This window comes from Candidatus Planktophila dulcis, from assembly GCF_002288225.1.
GTDB classification, from domain to species: domain Bacteria; phylum Actinomycetota; class Actinomycetes; order Nanopelagicales; family Nanopelagicaceae; genus Planktophila; species Planktophila dulcis.
The window spans coordinates 1,060,090-1,077,170 of the sequence record NZ_CP016777.1; the positions used below are offsets into that span (position 1 = coordinate 1,060,090).

Annotated in this window: 20 protein-coding genes and 1 pseudogene; all 21 read right to left on the bottom strand. The window is 48.2% G+C overall.

The window, feature by feature from the left end:
- Positions 1–8: 8 nt before the first annotated feature.
- The 21 genes and pseudogenes from A1sIIA65_RS05405 to A1sIIA65_RS05505 all read right to left on the bottom strand — a co-directional run bounded on the left by A1sIIA65_RS05405 (position 9) and on the right by A1sIIA65_RS05505 (position 17,079).
- Complete coding sequence (locus tag A1sIIA65_RS05405) at positions 9–719, bottom strand: ABC transporter ATP-binding protein (RefSeq protein WP_095676538.1); 711 nt, start codon at positions 717–719, stop codon at positions 9–11.
- 1 nt (position 720) lies between these two features.
- Positions 721–1,485: an ABC transporter ATP-binding protein gene (locus A1sIIA65_RS05410; RefSeq protein ID WP_095676539.1), complete on the bottom strand. Its 765-nt coding sequence runs from the start codon at positions 1,483–1,485 to the stop codon at positions 721–723.
- Positions 1,475–2,578: an alanine racemase gene (gene alr / locus A1sIIA65_RS05415; protein ID WP_095676540.1), complete on the bottom strand. Its 1,104-nt coding sequence runs from the start codon at positions 2,576–2,578 to the stop codon at positions 1,475–1,477. The genes A1sIIA65_RS05410 and alr overlap by 11 nt, the downstream gene beginning before the upstream one ends.
- On the bottom strand, positions 2,575–2,916 hold the full coding sequence (locus A1sIIA65_RS05420; RefSeq protein ID WP_095676541.1) for a holo-ACP synthase: 342 nt from the start codon (positions 2,914–2,916) through the stop codon (positions 2,575–2,577). Before A1sIIA65_RS05420 ends, alr begins: the two co-directional genes overlap by 4 nt.
- A gap of 20 nt (positions 2,917–2,936) precedes the next feature.
- Entirely contained in the window at positions 2,937–3,605 is a 669-nt protein-coding gene (locus A1sIIA65_RS05425; protein ID WP_223298516.1) for a phosphatase PAP2 family protein, read from the bottom strand.
- 2 nt (positions 3,606–3,607) lie between these two features.
- Positions 3,608–5,446 (bottom strand): glutamine--fructose-6-phosphate transaminase (isomerizing), encoded by a 1,839-nt coding sequence (gene glmS, locus A1sIIA65_RS05430; protein WP_095676542.1) that lies wholly within the window; start codon positions 5,444–5,446, stop codon positions 3,608–3,610.
- Positions 5,447–5,449: 3 nt separating this feature from the next.
- Complete coding sequence (gene glmM, locus A1sIIA65_RS05435; RefSeq protein WP_095676543.1) at positions 5,450–6,796, bottom strand: phosphoglucosamine mutase; 1,347 nt, start codon at positions 6,794–6,796, stop codon at positions 5,450–5,452.
- Between the two features lie 48 nt (positions 6,797–6,844).
- Positions 6,845–7,330 (bottom strand): 30S ribosomal protein S9, encoded by a 486-nt coding sequence (gene rpsI, locus A1sIIA65_RS05440; RefSeq protein ID WP_095676544.1) that lies wholly within the window; start codon positions 7,328–7,330, stop codon positions 6,845–6,847.
- Positions 7,331–7,347: 17 nt separating this feature from the next.
- Positions 7,348–7,800: a 50S ribosomal protein L13 gene (gene rplM / locus A1sIIA65_RS05445; protein ID WP_095676545.1), complete on the bottom strand. Its 453-nt coding sequence runs from the start codon at positions 7,798–7,800 to the stop codon at positions 7,348–7,350.
- Between the two features lie 133 nt (positions 7,801–7,933).
- Entirely contained in the window at positions 7,934–9,535 is a 1,602-nt protein-coding gene (locus A1sIIA65_RS05450; protein ID WP_095676546.1) for an ABC-F family ATP-binding cassette domain-containing protein, read from the bottom strand.
- Positions 9,535–10,383, bottom strand: a complete 849-nt coding sequence (truA, locus tag A1sIIA65_RS05455) for a tRNA pseudouridine(38-40) synthase TruA (RefSeq protein ID WP_095676547.1) — start codon at positions 10,381–10,383, stop codon at positions 9,535–9,537. The genes A1sIIA65_RS05450 and truA overlap by 1 nt, the downstream gene beginning before the upstream one ends.
- A gap of 33 nt (positions 10,384–10,416) precedes the next feature.
- Positions 10,417–10,770: pseudogene (gene rplQ, locus A1sIIA65_RS05460) on the bottom strand (50S ribosomal protein L17); the annotation flags it as partial.
- 11 nt (positions 10,771–10,781) lie between these two features.
- The gene (locus tag A1sIIA65_RS05465) at positions 10,782–11,792 is read right to left on the bottom strand and encodes a DNA-directed RNA polymerase subunit alpha (RefSeq protein ID WP_017955271.1); all 1,011 of its coding nucleotides are present in this window, start codon (positions 11,790–11,792) and stop codon (positions 10,782–10,784) included.
- A gap of 62 nt (positions 11,793–11,854) precedes the next feature.
- Positions 11,855–12,481 carry a 30S ribosomal protein S4 gene (gene rpsD, locus A1sIIA65_RS05470; RefSeq protein ID WP_095676549.1) on the bottom strand — a complete coding sequence of 209 codons (627 nt, stop codon included), beginning with the start codon at positions 12,479–12,481 and terminating at the stop codon, positions 11,855–11,857.
- A 16-nt stretch (positions 12,482–12,497) separates the two neighbouring features.
- Positions 12,498–12,917, bottom strand: coding sequence for a 30S ribosomal protein S11 (rpsK, locus tag A1sIIA65_RS05475; protein ID WP_095676550.1), 420 nt, complete (start codon positions 12,915–12,917; stop codon positions 12,498–12,500).
- Positions 12,917–13,294, bottom strand: coding sequence for a 30S ribosomal protein S13 (gene rpsM, locus A1sIIA65_RS05480; RefSeq protein ID WP_029166716.1), 378 nt, complete (start codon positions 13,292–13,294; stop codon positions 12,917–12,919). Before rpsM ends, rpsK begins: the two co-directional genes overlap by 1 nt.
- A gap of 132 nt (positions 13,295–13,426) precedes the next feature.
- Complete coding sequence (gene rpmJ, locus A1sIIA65_RS05485) at positions 13,427–13,540, bottom strand: 50S ribosomal protein L36 (RefSeq protein ID WP_017955275.1); 114 nt, start codon at positions 13,538–13,540, stop codon at positions 13,427–13,429.
- Positions 13,541–13,570: 30 nt separating this feature from the next.
- Positions 13,571–13,792, bottom strand: coding sequence for a translation initiation factor IF-1 (gene infA, locus A1sIIA65_RS05490; protein ID WP_017955276.1), 222 nt, complete (start codon positions 13,790–13,792; stop codon positions 13,571–13,573).
- A gap of 144 nt (positions 13,793–13,936) precedes the next feature.
- A complete protein-coding gene (locus A1sIIA65_RS05495; RefSeq protein ID WP_095676551.1) occupies positions 13,937–15,088 on the bottom strand; it encodes an MFS transporter in 1,152 nt (383 codons plus the stop codon).
- Between the two features lie 6 nt (positions 15,089–15,094).
- Positions 15,095–16,597, bottom strand: a complete 1,503-nt coding sequence (locus A1sIIA65_RS05500) for a tripartite tricarboxylate transporter permease (protein ID WP_095676552.1) — start codon at positions 16,595–16,597, stop codon at positions 15,095–15,097.
- Entirely contained in the window at positions 16,597–17,079 is a 483-nt protein-coding gene (locus A1sIIA65_RS05505; RefSeq protein WP_190277107.1) for a tripartite tricarboxylate transporter TctB family protein, read from the bottom strand. Before A1sIIA65_RS05505 ends, A1sIIA65_RS05500 begins: the two co-directional genes overlap by 1 nt.
- Positions 17,080–17,081: the final 2 nt, after the last annotated feature.

The following is a 17,081-nucleotide window of genomic DNA, read 5'->3' on the forward strand; positions in this document are numbered from 1 at the left end:
TTGAATCATCAGTACCCCAAGTAAGCAGCGCGCACTGCTGGGTCGGCGATGAGGTCTGCTGCGCTTCCAGAAGTTGCAACACGTCCCAAGTTAAGAACAACTGCAGTATCTGCAATCTTCAGGGCTCCCATTGCATTCTGTTCAACCAAGACAACCGTCAGACCCATTGAGTCCACAATGCCACGGATAGTTTGAAGAATCTGTTCAATCACAAGAGGAGCAAGTCCAAGTGAGGGTTCATCAAGGAGCAAAAGATTTGGCTTAGACATTAAAGCGCGACCGATTGCAAGCATCTGACGTTCTCCGCCCGATAACGTATCTGCGCGCTGGCTAAGGCGCTCACCTAAACGTGGAAAGAGTTCAAGGGCTTGCTTCTTAGATTCTGCAGCTTCCTTCTTATTGCGACGCCAGAGAGCTCCTAAATCGAGATTTTCTTCAACGGTAAGTTCTGCAACAACTGACTTTCCTTCAGAGACATGCGAGACACCGCTTCGCACATGAGACTCTGGCTTGCCATGCAAAAGATTGTGATCGCCCCAATGCGCACTTCCTTCTGTTGCCTTATTAAGTCCTGAGAGAGTGCGCAGCAAAGTGGATTTACCAGCACCATTGGCGCCAATGACTGCAGAGAGCTTTCCAGTTTCAACGGCAAATGAGACTTCACTGATTGCACGGATTGCACCGTGATCAACGGTGAGATCTTTAATAACGAGGCTCAACTTATGCCCCCGTTCCAAGGTAGGCGGCAATCACTGCTGGATCACGGCGCACAACATCTGCTGATCCACTTGAAATAACTTCACCGAAGTTGAGAACATAGAGGCGATCACAGACTGACATCACTACATCCATATGGTGTTCGACAATTAAGACAGACATATGGGCCGTCAAATTACGAATCAGCCCATTCATCCATTCAATATCTTGAGGACCCAATCCGCCTGCAGGTTCATCAAGCATCAATACCTTGGGTTCGCTTACAAGTGCTCGTGCAATAGCTACTCGCTTAGTATCAGGATAAGAAAGTGTGTTTGCGCGACGATGAGCAAGTGCTCCTGCATAAACGCGCTCAAGGGCAGCCATAGAACGATCTGCAAGGTCTGCTTCATCTTTTGTATTGCGTCCAAAGCTTGCAGAAATCAAACCAGTCTTTGCAAACTTCTGAGCACCAATCATGACATTCTCAAGAACTGTCAGATCTGGAAAGAGACCGACTCCTTGCAGAGTTCGTGCAATTCCAAGATCGGCTAATTCATCGGTGCGTGGCCATGAACGTTGCTTACCTTCAAATGAGAATGTTCCAGAATCTGGAGTAACCAGACCGCAGATAGCGTTAAAGAGAGTTGTCTTGCCAGCACCGTTTGGACCAATAACTCCAACAACTTCTCTCTCATTCAGCTGCAGATAAACATCATGCAGAGCGCGAAGTCCCCCGAAGGAGACAGAGACTCGTTCGGCGTGGAGAAGGGGCGTATTAGTAGACATGAGCTGAATAGATTCTAGGCACACGAGGACCGATTCGTGTCACTATCTCGTAATTAATTGAGTGTGAGGCTGCTCCCCAATCATCGGCTGTGTATTCACCATGGGAGCTATTACCGAAGACGACGACCCAATCCCCCGACTTAGCCTTTGATGCAGCCCCTAAATCCACAACGAATTGATCCATTGAGACACGACCAATAATCGGTGATTTCTTACCTGAGAACCAGATACCTGCATCATGAGCAACGCGTGGAATTCCATCTGCATAACCCATCGCAATCACACCTAGCTTGGTATCGGCACTGGTGCTCTCTGTTGCTCCATACCCAACGGGTGTGTGAGCTGGAACTTCTTTTACTAAATAGAGAGCTGCCCGTAATTGCATTGCAGGTCGAAGTCCAAGTGATTGTGAATTACCAAGAGTTATCACATCAGGTGATAACCCATACATAGCAATACCTGTGCGGACCATGTCGAATGCAGCAGCGTGATTCTTCAAGGTTGCAGCAGAGTTAGATAAATGGCGAATGACATCGGTAAATCCAAGTTCGTGCACACGTGCAACCATCTTGTTAAAGCGATCCATCTGATCAGAGTTCTGTTTCTCATCCGGCTCATCAGCGCGTGCAAAGTGGGAGAAAATTCCAACAATCTCCACATTCACAAGATGCGAGGCCGTAAGTGAGTCCCATTCACCAAGGAATCCACCACGTGACATTCCTGTATCAACCTCTAAATGCACCTTGGCCTTCTTTGAAGTCGATGCATCAGAAATCTCTTTTAGGGCTGCAAGAGATGCAACAGCTATTTCAATATCAAGTTCTATCGCCTTCTTAAAATCTGATCCAGGTTGCACAAGCCATGCCAAGATGGGTGCATCAATTCCTGCCTCACGAAGAGCGATTGCTTCTTCAAGAAGTGCCACACCTAAATAATCAGCACCTGCAGAAAGTGCTGCCTGTGCAACAGGAACAAGTCCATGTCCATAGGCATCAGCCTTCACAACTGCGAGCAGCTTTGTTCCAGCTGCCTTCTTTAACAACTCAACATTGTGCTTAATTGCGCTGAGATCAACGATTGCCTCTGCTCTCATCGCTCAAGCACCACCATGGCGGATGCAATTCCAGCATCGTGTGACAGTGAGAGATGCACCTGTGCGCCATCAACAAGATCTGCAATCTCACCGCGGAAGAGAAATTCAGGTTTTCCATTCGGTTGATTAATCACTTCAGCATCATGCCAGTGCAAACCATGGCTTGGGCTCAACGCTTTATAGAGAGCCTCTTTAGCAGCAAAGCGTGCAGCAAGTGATTGTGAAGATAGCGTGCGCTCTGATTCTGTAAAGAGCTTCTCGCGTAACCCTGGTGTGCGCTCTAAGGATTCAAGGAATCGTGCAATATCCACGACATCGATGCCGATTCCATCAATCATGGGAGTGAGTGTATTAGCCCCTAGTGAAGTTGGCTATCAGATGGAAAGAAGCGATCGATTGCGATGATGAGGACCAAGAGAGCGCCGCCTAGTAGTAGCCCTCCAAATAAATCCAAGAACCAATGAGTATTACGAAGAAGTGAGACCACACAGACAGTCAAAGCTAGGAGTCCCACACCAGCACTCGCAAGGCGTCCGTTATATCTATCCACATGCGCATATCGATAAATCAGATATGCAACAACGCCCCAGATGAAGATTGCATTGGAAGCATGCCCACTGGGATATGACATCCCTCCTGCATGCAAAATATCAAAACCATCGCGAGGCTTTGTGCGACCTAACCCATATTTAAATGCACCGACAACAACATTGAGTGAGATGAAAGATAGGAGGCCGAGATTGATTGGTCTCCACGTCTTAAAACGTCGGGATATATAGAGAGCGACAATCAGGAGTGCAATGCCTGAGACACCGCGCAGACCCAGATCATCAAGGCGGCGAACAATGAAACCGACAGTTCCTGTAAATCGTGGGTGTTCGAGTTCACTGAGTTCGCGATCGATGCGGACCATAAATCCATCGGTAAGAACTTGATAGGTAATAAAGAGGTAACCTGCAAAGAGGCTCGCAGACCACTTGAGTGCGCGGCGCATCTGACGGTGGCGATGATCGAGAACTGTTGGCATGGTTATTCGACGGTGACTGATTTAGCGAGATTACGTGGCTGATCGACATCATTTCCACGAGCGACAGCGATTTCATAAGCAAATACTTGAAGTGGAACGGTTGCAAGAACTGGTTGAAATAGTGGGGAGGCGACAGGAATACGAATGATGTGCTCTGCGCCAATAACTTCAGCACCTTCGGGCGCAATTACGATCACGCGAGCACCACGTGCCTTCACCTCTTGAATATTGCTCAGCATCTTCTCATCAAGTGCATGCTCATCCTTTGTTGGAAGGATTGCAATCACTGCAGTTCCTTCTTCAATGAGAGCAATAGGACCGTGCTTAAGTTCTCCGCCTGCAAAACCTTCAGCATGGATATAGGCAAGCTCTTTGAGCTTGAGCGCACCTTCTAGGGCTACTGGGTATTCAATCCCGCGACCTAAGAAGAGAACAGTGTTGTCCTTTGCAAATTTACGAGTTAATTCACGAAGTGGCTCAATAGTTTCAAGAATCTGTTCAACCTGTCCTGGTAGCTCAAGCATTTCGGTATAGAGGCTCTTGACCTGTGCATCGGTGAGTGTGCCGCGCACCTGTGCCAACTTAAGACCGATGAGATAGACAGCAACAATCTGTGTAAGAAAAGCCTTAGTGGAAGCAACAGCAATTTCAGGGCCAGCATGTGTATAGAGAACAGCATCTGATTCACGTGGAATCGTTGAAGAGTTTGTATTGCAGACTGCGAGTACTCGAGCACCTGCTGCCTTTGCATGGCGCACAGCCATCAGTAGATCCATCGTTTCACCTGATTGTGAAATAGCAATCACAAGTGAATCTTTATCAACGATGGGGTCGCGATAGCGATACTCAGATGCAATCTCAACATCAACAGGAACTTTTGCCCACTTTTCAATTGCATACTTTGCAACCATTCCAGCGTGATAAGCAGTTCCGCAGGCAATGACTGAGATGCGCTTAATCTTCTTCATTTCATCATCACTCATATGTAGCTCATCGAGTTGGATCTGATTGTTATCGCTCAAGCGACCAATCAAAGTATCTGCAATCGCCTTAGGCTGATCGAAGATCTCCTTCAACATAAAGTGGGAAAAGCCACCCTTTTGCGCAGCAGCTGCATCCCACGTAATTTCATACTCTTTCAAGGCCAGCACCTTGCCATCTAGGTCGCAGATAGCAATACCTTCAGGAGTGATAGTCACAACTTCATCTTGGCCAAGTTCAACAGCGCGCTTTGTGTAATCGATAAAGGCTGCAACATCTGATGCCAAGAAGTTCTCACCATCACCGAGGCCAGCAACAAGTGGTGAATTGCGGCGCACACCGACAATTGTCTGTGGTGCATCGGCATGAATTGCAAGGAGAGTAAAGGAGCCGCGAAGACGCTTGACTGCAGCTCTCATCGCAGCTGTTAAGTCACCTTTATATTCTTTGCGAAGTTCAGAGAGCAGGTGAGCCACAGATTCTGTATCAGTCTCTGATTCAAACTTATGGCCACGCTTTTCAAGTTCTGCTTTGAGCTCTGAGTAATTCTCAATGATGCCGTTGTGAATAACAGCAAGCTTGCCTTCGTTATCAAGATGCGGGTGGGCATTGCGATCTGTTGGTCCACCGTGGGTTGCCCAACGTGTGTGGCCAATACCTGAGTGAACGGTCGGAAGATTTGCAGGTAGTGCACCTTCAAGGTTTGCTAGCTTTCCTGCGCGCTTTTCTACAAATAAAGATGTGCCGGTGCCGAGTGCAATACCTGCTGAGTCATATCCTCGATATTCAAGTCGGCGAAGTCCTTCAACGATGGGCGTGAATGCAGATTGTGGTCCTGTGTAACCCACGATTCCGCACACGAATTAGTTCCCCAGTTCTGCCTTAACGGTTGCAGCAAGTGATGCTGCGATTTCTTGTGCAAGGTTATCACTCGAGGCTTCGACCATGACTCGAATGAGAGGTTCTGTGCCTGATGCGCGAAGTAATACTCGACCATCACTGCCCAGAATTGCTTCAGCTTTGGCAACAGCATCGGTAATTGCCTTAGATGTTGCAAGCTTGTCTTTAGCAACATTAGGAACGTTAATCAATACTTGAGGAAAACGCTTCATCGTTGCAGCAAGATCTGCCAAAGACTTCTTAGTGCGAACGACCTCTTGAGCTAATTGAAGAGCGGTAAGGATTCCATCTCCTGTGTTGGCAAACTCGCGCATAATCAGGTGGCCAGATTGTTCCCCGCCTAATGAGAAATCACCTTCGAGCATCTTCTCAAGAACATAGCGATCGCCCACAGCTGTGGTGATGACTTCAATGCCAGCTTCTTTCATCGCATGCATAAATCCAAGGTTGCTCATCACTGTGCCAATGATGGTGTTGGACTTCAGTGCACCGCGCTCTTTAAATCCACGAGCGAGAATTGTCATGATGGCATCGCCATCAATCACATTTCCCTGTGCATCAACTGCAAGGCAGCGGTCTGCATCTCCATCATGGGCAATACCAAAGTCAGCACCTTCTTTAAGAACGCGTGCCTGTAAATCTTCAAGGTGAGTTGATCCACAATTCTCATTGATATTCCACCCATCAGGTGTGTGATGGATGGCAATGACTGTGGCTCCTGCCTTCTCATAGGCAAGAGGTCCCACAACTGAAGATGCACCATTGGCACAATCAATAACAATCTTTAAACCATTAAGTGGAGTTGAAACTGATGCAAGCAGGTGGCTGACATAGCGATCACGAGCTGTCTTATCAAAGGTAATGCGACCAACATCGCGTCCTGTGGGACGAGTCCATGGCTCACCCATACGCTTTTCAATCGCAGCTTCAATTGCATCATCGAGCTTTCCACCACCGCGTGAGAACAACTTAATTCCATTATCTGGCATTGGATTATGTGATGCTGAAATCATCACACCAAGATCGGCGCCAGATTCACCCACAAGATAAGCAATAGCTGGTGTGGGAAGAACTCCGACGCGATAAACATCAACGCCAGCACTTGCAAGACCTGCAGCAACTGCTGCCTCTAGAAATTCTCCTGATGCGCGTGAATCTTGACCGACGATTGCACGTGGGCGCTTGCCCTTATTAGAAGATGATTCAACGAGGATATGAGCTGCAGCTACTGCAACATCAACAGCGATTTCTGCTGTGAGAGTCTGCCCGTTTGCTAAACCACGAATCCCGTCTGTTCCAAAGAGAGCCATAAAAACTCCTTTACTGCAGGAACAAACGGGATATCGAGATAAAAAGAATTAACGCTTTGAGTACTGTGAACGCTTACGCGCCTTCTTCAGACCGTACTTCTTACGTTCGATAACGCGAGCATCGCGCTTGAGGAAGCCAGCCTTCTTAAGAGCTGGACGGTTTGCCTCTGTGTCGATCTCATTCAATGAACGAGCAACGCCAAGACGTAGTGCGCCAGCCTGACCTGAAACTCCACCACCGTTGATGCGTGCAAATACATCGTATGTATTTTCGGCACCTACTGTGCGAAATGGTTCAGAGACGAGCTGTTGGTGAACCTTATTTGGGAAGTAACCATCAAGAGTCTTGCCGTTAACTACCCAGCGACCTGTGCCTGGTACGAGGCGAACGCGAGCAACTGCTTCCTTACGGCGACCTGTTCCAGCACCTGGTGCTGTGATTGCCTTGCGGTTAGTTGCAGCCGCTGGTGTTGATGAAGAGTAAGAAGTAGGTGTCTCTGTCTCGTCGATCTCGTTAAAAGTTGTATCTGACATATTTATTTACTTATCCCTTACTTCGCTACTTGAGAAACTTGAGTGAAAACATATGGTGTTGGAGCTTGTGCAGCATGTGGATGCTCTGGACCTGCATAGACCTTGAGCTTTGATGCAACCTGTGCGCCAAGACGGTTCTTAGGAAGCATTCCCTTAATTGCCTTTTCAACTGCGCGTGTTGGGTGCTTCTCCATCAATTCTCCGTAGACAGTTGATGTAAGACCGCCTGGGAAACCTGAGTGGTGGTGTGCAAACTTTGTTGTTGTCTTTGTTCCAGAGAGTGCGATCTTCTCTGCATTGATTACGATGACGAAGTCACCCATATCCATGTGTGGGGCGAATGTCGCCTTGTGCTTACCGCGAAGAAGAACTGCAGCGTGAGTTGCTAGACGACCGAGCACAACATCTTGTGCATCGATGACGTGCCACTTACGGACGGCGTCGCCTGCCTTTGGGCTATATGTACGCATGCTTTATTACCTTCTTCTTCTTCAGTTGAGCTTGGACTTACCGAGTAGCACCTCGCTGGTGCAGGAGTGGAACTTTACCTTTCATGCGGGGGGTGGGTCAAAATGGCCTCAAAACCCCCGCGTAGACCAAGGGCTAGAAATCAAAGACCGGCTCTGGGGACTCATAGACCTGGCCATCTGCCCCAAAGACCAAGAATCGGTTAAATCCTCGGGTAAACCAGCGATCGTGGGTCACAGAGAGAACAGTTCCTTCATAGTGATCGAGAGCATGTTCAAGAGATTCAGCACTGGCCAAATCTAGGTTATCTGTTGGTTCATCAAGAAGGAGCAGTGTCGAACCTGAAAGTTCGAGTAACAAGATTTGAAAGCGCGCTTGTTGTCCCCCAGATAACGATGTGAACTTCTGCTCTGCCTGTTTATCAATTTCATACTTACGTAGCACGCTCTTGGCAGGCCCTAACTGCAAGGAATATGTCTCCCAGAGAATTTCCAAAAGTGATTTACCTTCAAACTCTGGGTGTGAATGAGTCTGAGCAAAGTATCCAATCTCAACGCGCGCTCCCACCTTGAAATTGCCTGCATATTTAACAGTTGTATCCCCCGAAATCATTCGGAAGAAGTGAGATTTTCCTGTGCCGTTTTTACCAAGAACTGCGATGCGGTCGCCGAAGAAGACTTCAAAGTTAAAGGGCTCTGTCAGATTCGCTATTGCCACATTTTCAAAGGTGAGAGCACGAAGTCCTGTGCGACCACCACGCAGCCCCACCTTCACATCTTGTTCCACAGGTGGTGCTTCAGGTGCTCCCGCTTCTTCAAATTTACGAAGTCGCGTCTGCATCGCATGATACTTACTTGCCATTGCAGGAGAGTTTGCTGCTTGAACTTGCAAAGTCTTTACTAACTCAATTAACTTCTGATGAGCTTCTTCCCAACGTAAGAGAAGTTCGGCAAAACGCTCATTACGAGCCTTTCTAGCGGCGTGCCACGTGTCGAATTTTGCTCCATGCACCCACGCTGAATTTCCAAAGACGCCCTGTTCCAGTGCCACAATGCGTGTTGCAGTGTTTTGTAGCAGTTCGCGATCGTGGCTAATAAAGAGAACTGATTTCTTGGTCTCACCAATGACTTTTTCAAGCCATCGCTTTGATGGAACATCCAGATAGTTATCTGGCTCATCAAGGAGCAGCACTTCTTCAGGTCCTTCAAGCAGTGCTCGTAAAACAAGCTTCTTCTGCTCTCCCCCTGAGAGAGTATTTACTTTGCGGTCTGCAACCTCATCAAAAGTCTTCCCAAGCATCTCTGTGCAGCACTTATCCCAAATAACTTCGAATTCATATCCACCGCAATCGCCCCACTCGATAATTGATTGCGCATAGGCCATCTGGCTCTTCTCAGAATCATCTTCATTCATCTCTTTTTCGGTAGCAATAATCTTTGCTGCAGCTTCGCGAATACGTGGGGGCGCTACAGAGATGAGAATTTCGCGCACAGTAGTTTCATCGCGCACAGAACCGATGAACTGACGCATAACACCAAGACCGCCTGTGATTGCAACGCTGCCTTCATCAGGAGAGATATCCCCACAAATCATTCTCACCAACGTTGTCTTGCCTGATCCATTAGGACCAATCAGCGCAACCTTTGCTCCATCACCAACGCGGAATGAAACATCGTTGAGCAATACACGACCATCAGAGAGCGAGTATTCAACGGCTGAGACATCAATATGCCCCATTAATCGCTGCCATCTCTCTTAGCTACAGTAATTTTTGCCCGCTCAAGAAGCTGATCATCACTTGGATAATCCACTTGGTAGAGAGTCAGGCCGCGAGCAGGAAATACCAATGAATCAGAGACTCGCTCTTTATTAGCCAATAACTCTGCAATCCAACTCGGCTCTTTACGCCCATCTGCCACACAGACAACTGCCCCCACAAGATTGCGCACCATCGAATAACAGAAAGCATCAGCGACGATATCTGCCACCAGCACGCCATCATCTGTGCGCTTCCATTCATACTTTTCAAGGGAGCGAATCGTTGTGCTGCCCTCTCGGAATTTACAGAATGCTGCAAAATCATGGTGGCCAAGGACAAGCTTGCTTGCCTCATTCATACGATCGACATCTAGTGGTCGATACCAGGATGCAACATCGTTTCGGGTAAGAGGCGGAATCACATCATTGTTATCGATCAACTTATAGACGTAGTGGCGGCGCAGCGCTGAGAAGCGCGCATGAAAGCCGCTCGGTGCATCAGTAATAGACATGATGCGCACATCTTCATCGAGGATGCGGTTGAGTTTGTATCGAAAATCTATGTAGTTAAGTTCGCCATCAAAGATCGCATCAGGAACATCAACATGGATAACTTGGCCTGTGGCATGCACACCAGCATCAGTGCGGCCTGCAACGATGGATTCTGTATCTACTCGCGAAATACGTGAGATTGCTTCTTCGACGAGATCTTGAATGGTGCGACGATCAGGTTGGGCGCCCCACCCATAGAAGTTGGTGCCGTCATATGCGATATCAATGCGTAAACGACGAAACCCACTCTCGGGATGGAGAGTGGGTTTGGCCATAAGAATTACGCTATTGGAACGTACGGATTACTTCTCTGTTACGAGTTCGATTACTGCCATAGGAGCGTTATCGCCCTTACGTGGACCGATCTTTGTAATACGTGTGTATCCACCTTCGCGGTTAGCAAATGTTGGAGCGATTACTGTAAAGAGGTTGTGAACAACGCTCTTGTTAGCAATACGTGCCATCACTTGGCGACGAGCTGGAAGGTCACCCTTCTTACCGAATGTGATCAACTTTTCAGCAAGTGGACGAAGTCGCTTCGCCTTTGCCTCTGTAGTTGTGATCTTTCCGTGCTCGAACAACTGCTCAGCAAGAGTACGAAGAATCAAGCGCTCGTGTGATGGGCCTGAACCCAGACGAGGACCTTTAGTTGGCTTTGGCATTGTCTTCTCCCTTATGCCTGATCTGCGTCAGCGAAGTCTTCATCTGACACGTTGTAGTTCTGGTGTTGTGATGGATCGAAACCTGCTGGGCTGTCCTTAAGAGACATTCCCATTGATACAAGCTTCGCCTTGATCTCGTCGATTGACTTAGATCCAAAGTTACGGATGTCGAGTAGGTCAGCCTCTGAACGGTTGACGAGCTCTCCCACTGTGTGAATGCCTTCGCGCTTCAAGCAGTTGTATGAACGAACTGTGAGATCGAGATCTTCGATTGGAAGAGCAAGATCTGCAGCAAGGGCAGCATCCATAACAGATGGCCCCATCTCGATACCTTCAGCATCAAGATTGAGTTCGCGTGCAAGACCGAAGAGTTCAACAAGTGTCTTACCAGCTGATGCAACAGCATCACGTGGCTTCATTGATGGCTTTGTCTCGACATCAACAACAAGACGATCGAAGTCTGTGCGCTGTTCAACGCGAGTTGCTTCAACCTTGTATGTAACCTTCAAAACTGGTGAATAGATTGAGTCAACAGGAATGCGACCAATCTCTGCTCCAGCTTGCTTGTTCTGAACTGCAGTCACGTAACCGCGACCGCGCTCAACTGTAAGTTCGATTTCTAGGTTTGCCTTGCCGTTCAGTGTTGCGATGTGGAGTTCAGGATTGTGAACTTCTACGCCACTTGGAACAGCAATATCAGCACCTGTGACAGCGCCTGCACCTGACTTGCGGATGTAGATAACAGAAGGCTCATCGTTATCACTTGAAAGAACTAGGTTCTTAATGTTCAAGACGATATCTGTGAGGTCTTCCTTCACACCTTCAAGTGTTGTGAACTCGTGGAGAGCTCCAGCAACGCGAATGCTTGTCACTGCTGCACCTGGAATAGATGAAAGCAGAGTACGGCGCATTGAGTTGCCGAGTGTGTAGCCGAAACCTGGCTCAAGCGGTTCAATGATAAATCGTGAGCGGTTCTCGGAAATTACTTCTTCGCTAAGCGTTGGGCGTTGTGCAATTAGCACTGGTGCTCCTCTTTCTTCTCGCGGAAATCCACTATTTGATTTCCTCTAGGGGGTAGAAAAAATTACTTGCTGTAGAGCTCAACGATGAGCTGTTCTTGAACCTGTGTATCGATGATTGATCGAGCAGGTACGCCGTGGATGATGATGCGCATCTGAGCTGCGACAACTTCCATCCACGCTGGAACAGACTTCTCACCGAACTCTGCGCTTGCGACGATAAATGGTGTGAGGTCGTGTGACTTTGGAAGAACATCGATGATGTCCATTGGAGTCACGCGGAATGAAGGAATGTTTACCTTCTTACCATTTACAAGGAAGTGACCGTGGCGAACCATCTGGCGCGCCATGTCACGTGACTTTGCAAATCCTGCGCGGAATACAACGTTATCGAGACGTGTCTCAAGGATGACGAGAAGGTTTTCACCAGTCTTGCCCTGCTTGCGGTTCGCCTCTTCGTAGTAACCACGGAACTGCTTTTCGAGAACACCGTAGATACGTGCGCACTTCTGCTTCTCACGCATCTGCAATAGGTATTCAGATTCCTTTGAACGGCCGCGGCCGTGCTGCCCTGGTGGATAAGGACGTGATTCGATCGGACACTTTGGTCCATCGCACTTTGCGCCCTTAAGGAAGAGCTTTACTTTTTCGCGACGGCAACGCTTGCAGTCTGCTCCGGTATAACGAGCCATTTATTCTCTTCCTTCCTTAAACTCGACGAGGTTTCGGTGGGCGGCAGCCATTGTGTGGAGCTGGAGTTGTATCTGAGATAGCTCCAACTTCTAGGCCTGCTGCTTGCAATGAACGGATTGCAGTTTCGCGTCCGGAACCAGGTCCCTTTACGAATACATCTACCTTCTTGAGGCCGTGCTCCTGTGCGCGACGAGCTGCTGCTTCTGCGGCTAGCTGTGCTGCGAATGGAGTCGACTTACGTGAGCCCTTGAAACCTACTTGGCCAGATGAAGCCCAAGAGATAACAGCCCCTGTTGGATCTGTAATAGAGATGATTGTGTTGTTAAAGGTCGACTTAATAAAAGCCTTACCTACTGCAACGTTCTTCTTCTCTTTCTTACGAATTTTTACTTTGCCCTTTGCTGGGGCAGCAGTCTTTACCTTAGGAGCGGCCATTACTTAGTCACCTTCTTCTTACCGGCAATTGCCTTACGTGGACCCTTACGAGTACGAGCGTTTGTATGTGTGCGCTGACCACGTACAGGAAGTCCCTTACGGTGACGAATACCTTGGTAGCTCTGGATTTCAACTTTACGACGGATATCGCCTGCGATTTCGCGGCGGAGATCACCCTCGATTTTGTAGTTAGCTTCGATGTATTCACGAAGCTGAGCAAGTTCTGATTCTTGCAAATCTTTAACGCGGGTATCTGGAGAAATTCCAGTTGCCTTAAGCGTTTCGTGGGAACGGGTTAGACCCATTCCGAAAATATAGGTGAGTGCAATCTCTACACGCTTTTCGCGTGGAAGATCGACACCGACTAGACGTGCCATGTATTCAACCGTTTCTGTATCCGGAGGTCCTCCGCAATGCTCCTCGACATATTTATCGAGCCCTGGCCTACCGGTCCGGGGGTCTTAACTATTTCTAGTTAAGTCGCATCACGCGTACTTATTGTCTGGGTATTAGCCCTGACGCTGTTTGTGACGAAGATTTTCGCAGATCACCATTACGCGACCTTTGCGACGAATGACTTTGCACTTGTCGCAAATCTTCTTCACGCTTGGATTAACCTTCACGCGATTTTCCTTTTCTTTGTGGCGAATTACTTACTTGTAACGGTAAATAATTCGACCCTTTGTAAGGTCATATGGACTGAGCTCTACGATCACACGGTCAGCAGGCAGAATACGAATGTAGTTCTTTCGCATCTTTCCACTGATATGTGCCAAGACCTTATGTCCATTTGTTAGCTCAACACGAAACATTGCGTTAGGTAACGCCTCAGCAACAGTGCCTTCGATTTCGATCGCACCATCTTTACTTGCCAAGGATCAATACCTTCTTCTCTTATTTCATATGAACGAACAGGGTCGAACCCCGAAAAACCCTGTGGATTTCTTGGAGCGCGAAGGGAGATTCTATTGCCGACCCCCCTTATAAGGGAAATTGGCTAGAAATGGGGTATTAAACCCCTATTGGCGAGGGATAAATGTCGTCGAAACCAGGATCGCAAGGCCAATAAAGACAGCGCTGGCTCCAGCAGAGGCTGCCACCAACCCTGCCACCGCAGGAATCAGGAATTGGCCAAGGCGATTGCCAGTCAGGCGAGTTGAGACGGCCAGGGCTCTCTCATCAGGTGCGGTCAGCTGAGAAATCAAAGTCATCGTCAAAGGTTGACCCACTCCGAGTGAGAATCCTGCAACAAAGACAACTGCTCCAAGCACCCATGCATTCGGTGCAAATGCCATCGCAACACACATTGCGATAGAGATGAGATTGCTGCTTGTAATCAATTGGCGCGCGCTAAATCGCGCGCTGAGGCGACCTAAGAAGAAGCGCGATGCCATCGATGTTGCGGCGCGAATAGAGATGATGATTCCAATGGAGAGCGCCGAAAATTGATTCTCATTCCCGTAGAGAGGCAAGAAGACCACCAAAATATCTGCAGTTGATGAGATGGCAAGGGAGGTAAAGATCGCTGCAAAGATTCCAGGTTTCTTCAGTAATTTTCCTGCAGCGCGCAGCGCACCAGAATCTTCTTTACGACCCACAACTGTTGGGGGCTCATTTCTCCAAGAGATAACAGGAACCATTGCAAGGGCTGCAAGTGCAAGTGCCAGAGCAAATGCAGCGCTCGTTGATTTCGGCATCACACCGGTTGAACCTGCAACAAGAGTTGCAAGGATGGGACCAATCATGTGTCCTAACGATGCGCTGAAGGTATATCGCCCAAAGTGCTCTTCATACTGATCCGGTGGACTCTTGAGCGCGACCATTGTCTGACCACCCACCATGCAGGCAAGATGTGCAAGACCTGAAAGTGCTGCTGCTATTGCCAACAATGTGAGGGAATCTGCTGCCATGAGAAGTACTGCAGAAACTCCAATGAAGAGAGTTCCAAAGATAACGAAACGTCCTTCGCCAATCTGTCCCACCATCTTGCCAAATGTCAGTGCGAGCAAGACGGGAAGGAGTGCATAGACAGCTGCGATAAATCCGATAGTTGAAGCCGTCGCATCTAACTCGAGTGCGCGATAGGTAATCATCGGGCGGATTACATAGATCGCACCTTGCGTTATTGCAGAACTATAGAAAAGCTTTGTAGCCCACTGAGATTGAGACATTAGCGCTTACGCGTGAGCGTCCTTACGAACTTTGCGCATCACCTTAGTGATGATCGGCGTAAAGAGAGCTATCAATAGAACCGCATAGAGAACCTTTGATAGCGGTGATGCCCACAGAGTTCCGTAATCCCCCGCACTAATTTGAAGTGCACGACGGAACTGAAGTTCAAGGTTTGGCCCCAAGATCAGCCCCAGAATCAGTGGCGTGATGGGCATTCCAAACCTACGGAATAAGAATCCAACAATTCCAATCGCAATAGCGACTTGAACATCAAAGGTAGAGGTATTCAGTGCATAAGCACCGAGCATTGCAAAGGTCACAATCCCTGCAAAGAGATAAGGGCGCGGAACTTTAAGTAGCTGAACCCACACGCGAACGAGTGGAAGGTTGAGAATCAAGAGAAGAGTGTTGCCAATAAAGAGCGAAGCAATCAAAGTCCAGATAAGTGCGCCATTGGTAAGAAAGAGGGTTGGTCCAGGTTGAATTTGATATGTCTGGAATGCAACAAGAATGACGGCAGCAGTTGCTGATGTTGGTAGACCCAATGCAAGAAGTGGCACAAGAGCACCTGCTGCATTGGCATTATTTGCTGCCTCCGGCCCTGCAACACCTTCGATGGCGCCATGGCCAAATTCTTCAGGGTGTTTCGATAATTTCTTCTCCACCGAATAACTCAAGAATGTTGGAACTTCAGAGCCACCTGCAGGGATAACTCCAAGTGGAAAACCTAGCGCAGTGCCTCGAAGCCATGGCTTCCATGATCGCTTCAAATCATCACGAGACATCATCGCTTTGCCCTTCATAGGGATGATGTTCCATCCCATCTCCTTAAAGCGGCTAGCAATATAGAGAGCTTCACCGAGTGCGAAGATAGAGACGATGACGGGAACAGTTTCAATTCCTTCAACGGCTGCTTGGTTTCCAAATGTCAGTCGTGAAAGTCCAGATTGAAGGTCTGCGCCAACAAGTCCCAGAACAAGGCCAACTGCAAGTGAAATAAATCCACGTATTTGAGAAGCGCCAAGAAGGGATGAGACAGTAGTAAATGCCACCAGCATCAACGCTACATAGTCTGCAGCACCTACTTTGATTGCTAAATCTGCAATGGTTGGAGCAGTAAATGCCAAAATAAGTGTTGCAATAGTTCCTGCAACGAATGAGCCGATAGCAGCTGTTGCAAGAGCAGGGCCTGCGCGTCCATTACGCGCCATCTTGTTGCCCTCAAGGGCTGTGATAACTGAACCAGATTCGCCTGGAGTATTGAGCAAGATTGAAGTTGTCGATCCACCATACATAGCGCCGTAGTAAATAGCTGCAAACATAATGAGGGCAGAAGCTGGGCTGACTGTGTAGGTAATCGGAAGAAGAAGAGCAATTGCCAGTGCTGGACCAATACCAGGCAGGACTCCAACAAGGGTTCCAAGGAAAGTGCCGAGAAGTCCAAAGCCGAGGTTACTTAAGGTAAGTGCGCTGGCAAAACCATCGATCAGTGAATCAAAACTACTCATCAAAGGCCCTTCAAGATGCCGGCTGGAAGCTGGACGTGGAGAAAGTGTGTAAAGGAGTAATAAACAATGGAGATAAAGAGGGTGCCAAATACTGCAGCATGTAGGTGCTTCTTATTTCCAAATGCCACAGTAATACCAAAGAATGTGATGGAGGCGGCGATGATAAATCCAGCTCGCTCAATAAGAAGTAGATATGCAAACAGGGATCCAAGTACTAGCCCAAAGGTCTTGTAATCAGATTTTTCAATGGCATCGCCTGCTTCAAGACCTTCAGGCACTGCGCGGTCACCGCGCACAATATTAATCATGAGAAGTGCGCTTAACCCCATTAAGAGAATGGCGATAGCGAAGGGAAACACCTTAGGGCTGACAGTTAAGTTAAAGGCTGGAAGCTCTTTTGTTGCCGTATCCCAGAAAACAATAAGTCCAAGGAGAAAGAGTGAGCCCACAAATGTGAGCTCACTCTTTCCGCCTTGAGGCAATT

Bases quoted from the DNA above. Each gene is read 5' to 3' on its own strand.
- A1sIIA65_RS05450 (WP_095676546.1), bottom strand. From the start codon at position 9,535: ATGGGGCATATTGATGTCTCAGCCGTTGAATACTCGCTCTCTGATGGT.
- rpsM (WP_029166716.1), bottom strand. From the start codon at position 13,294: ATGGCACGTCTAGTCGGTGTCGATCTTCCACGCGAAAAGCGTGTAGAG.
- A1sIIA65_RS05495 (WP_095676551.1), bottom strand. From the start codon at position 15,088: ATGTCTCAATCTCAGTGGGCTACAAAGCTTTTCTATAGTTCTGCAATA.
- A1sIIA65_RS05425 (WP_223298516.1), bottom strand. From the start codon at position 3,605: ATGCCAACAGTTCTCGATCATCGCCACCGTCAGATGCGCCGCGCACTC.
- rplM (WP_095676545.1), bottom strand. From the start codon at position 7,800: ATGCGTACATATAGCCCAAAGGCAGGCGACGCCGTCCGTAAGTGGCAC.
- A1sIIA65_RS05420 (WP_095676541.1), bottom strand. From the start codon at position 2,916: ATGATTGATGGAATCGGCATCGATGTCGTGGATATTGCACGATTCCTT.
- rpsD (WP_095676549.1), bottom strand. From the start codon at position 12,481: ATGGCTCGTTATACCGGAGCAGACTGCAAGCGTTGCCGTCGCGAAAAA.
- alr (WP_095676540.1), bottom strand. From the start codon at position 2,578: ATGAGAGCAGAGGCAATCGTTGATCTCAGCGCAATTAAGCACAATGTT.
- glmM (WP_095676543.1), bottom strand. From the start codon at position 6,796: ATGGCTCTCTTTGGAACAGACGGGATTCGTGGTTTAGCAAACGGGCAG.
- A1sIIA65_RS05410 (WP_095676539.1), bottom strand. From the start codon at position 1,485: ATGTCTACTAATACGCCCCTTCTCCACGCCGAACGAGTCTCTGTCTCC.
- truA (WP_095676547.1), bottom strand. From the start codon at position 10,383: ATGGCCAAACCCACTCTCCATCCCGAGAGTGGGTTTCGTCGTTTACGC.
- rpsI (WP_095676544.1), bottom strand. From the start codon at position 7,330: ATGTCAGATACAACTTTTAACGAGATCGACGAGACAGAGACACCTACT.
- rpsK (WP_095676550.1), bottom strand. From the start codon at position 12,917: ATGGCCGCTCCTAAGGTAAAGACTGCTGCCCCAGCAAAGGGCAAAGTA.
- A1sIIA65_RS05500 (WP_095676552.1), bottom strand. From the start codon at position 16,597: ATGAGTAGTTTTGATTCACTGATCGATGGTTTTGCCAGCGCACTTACC.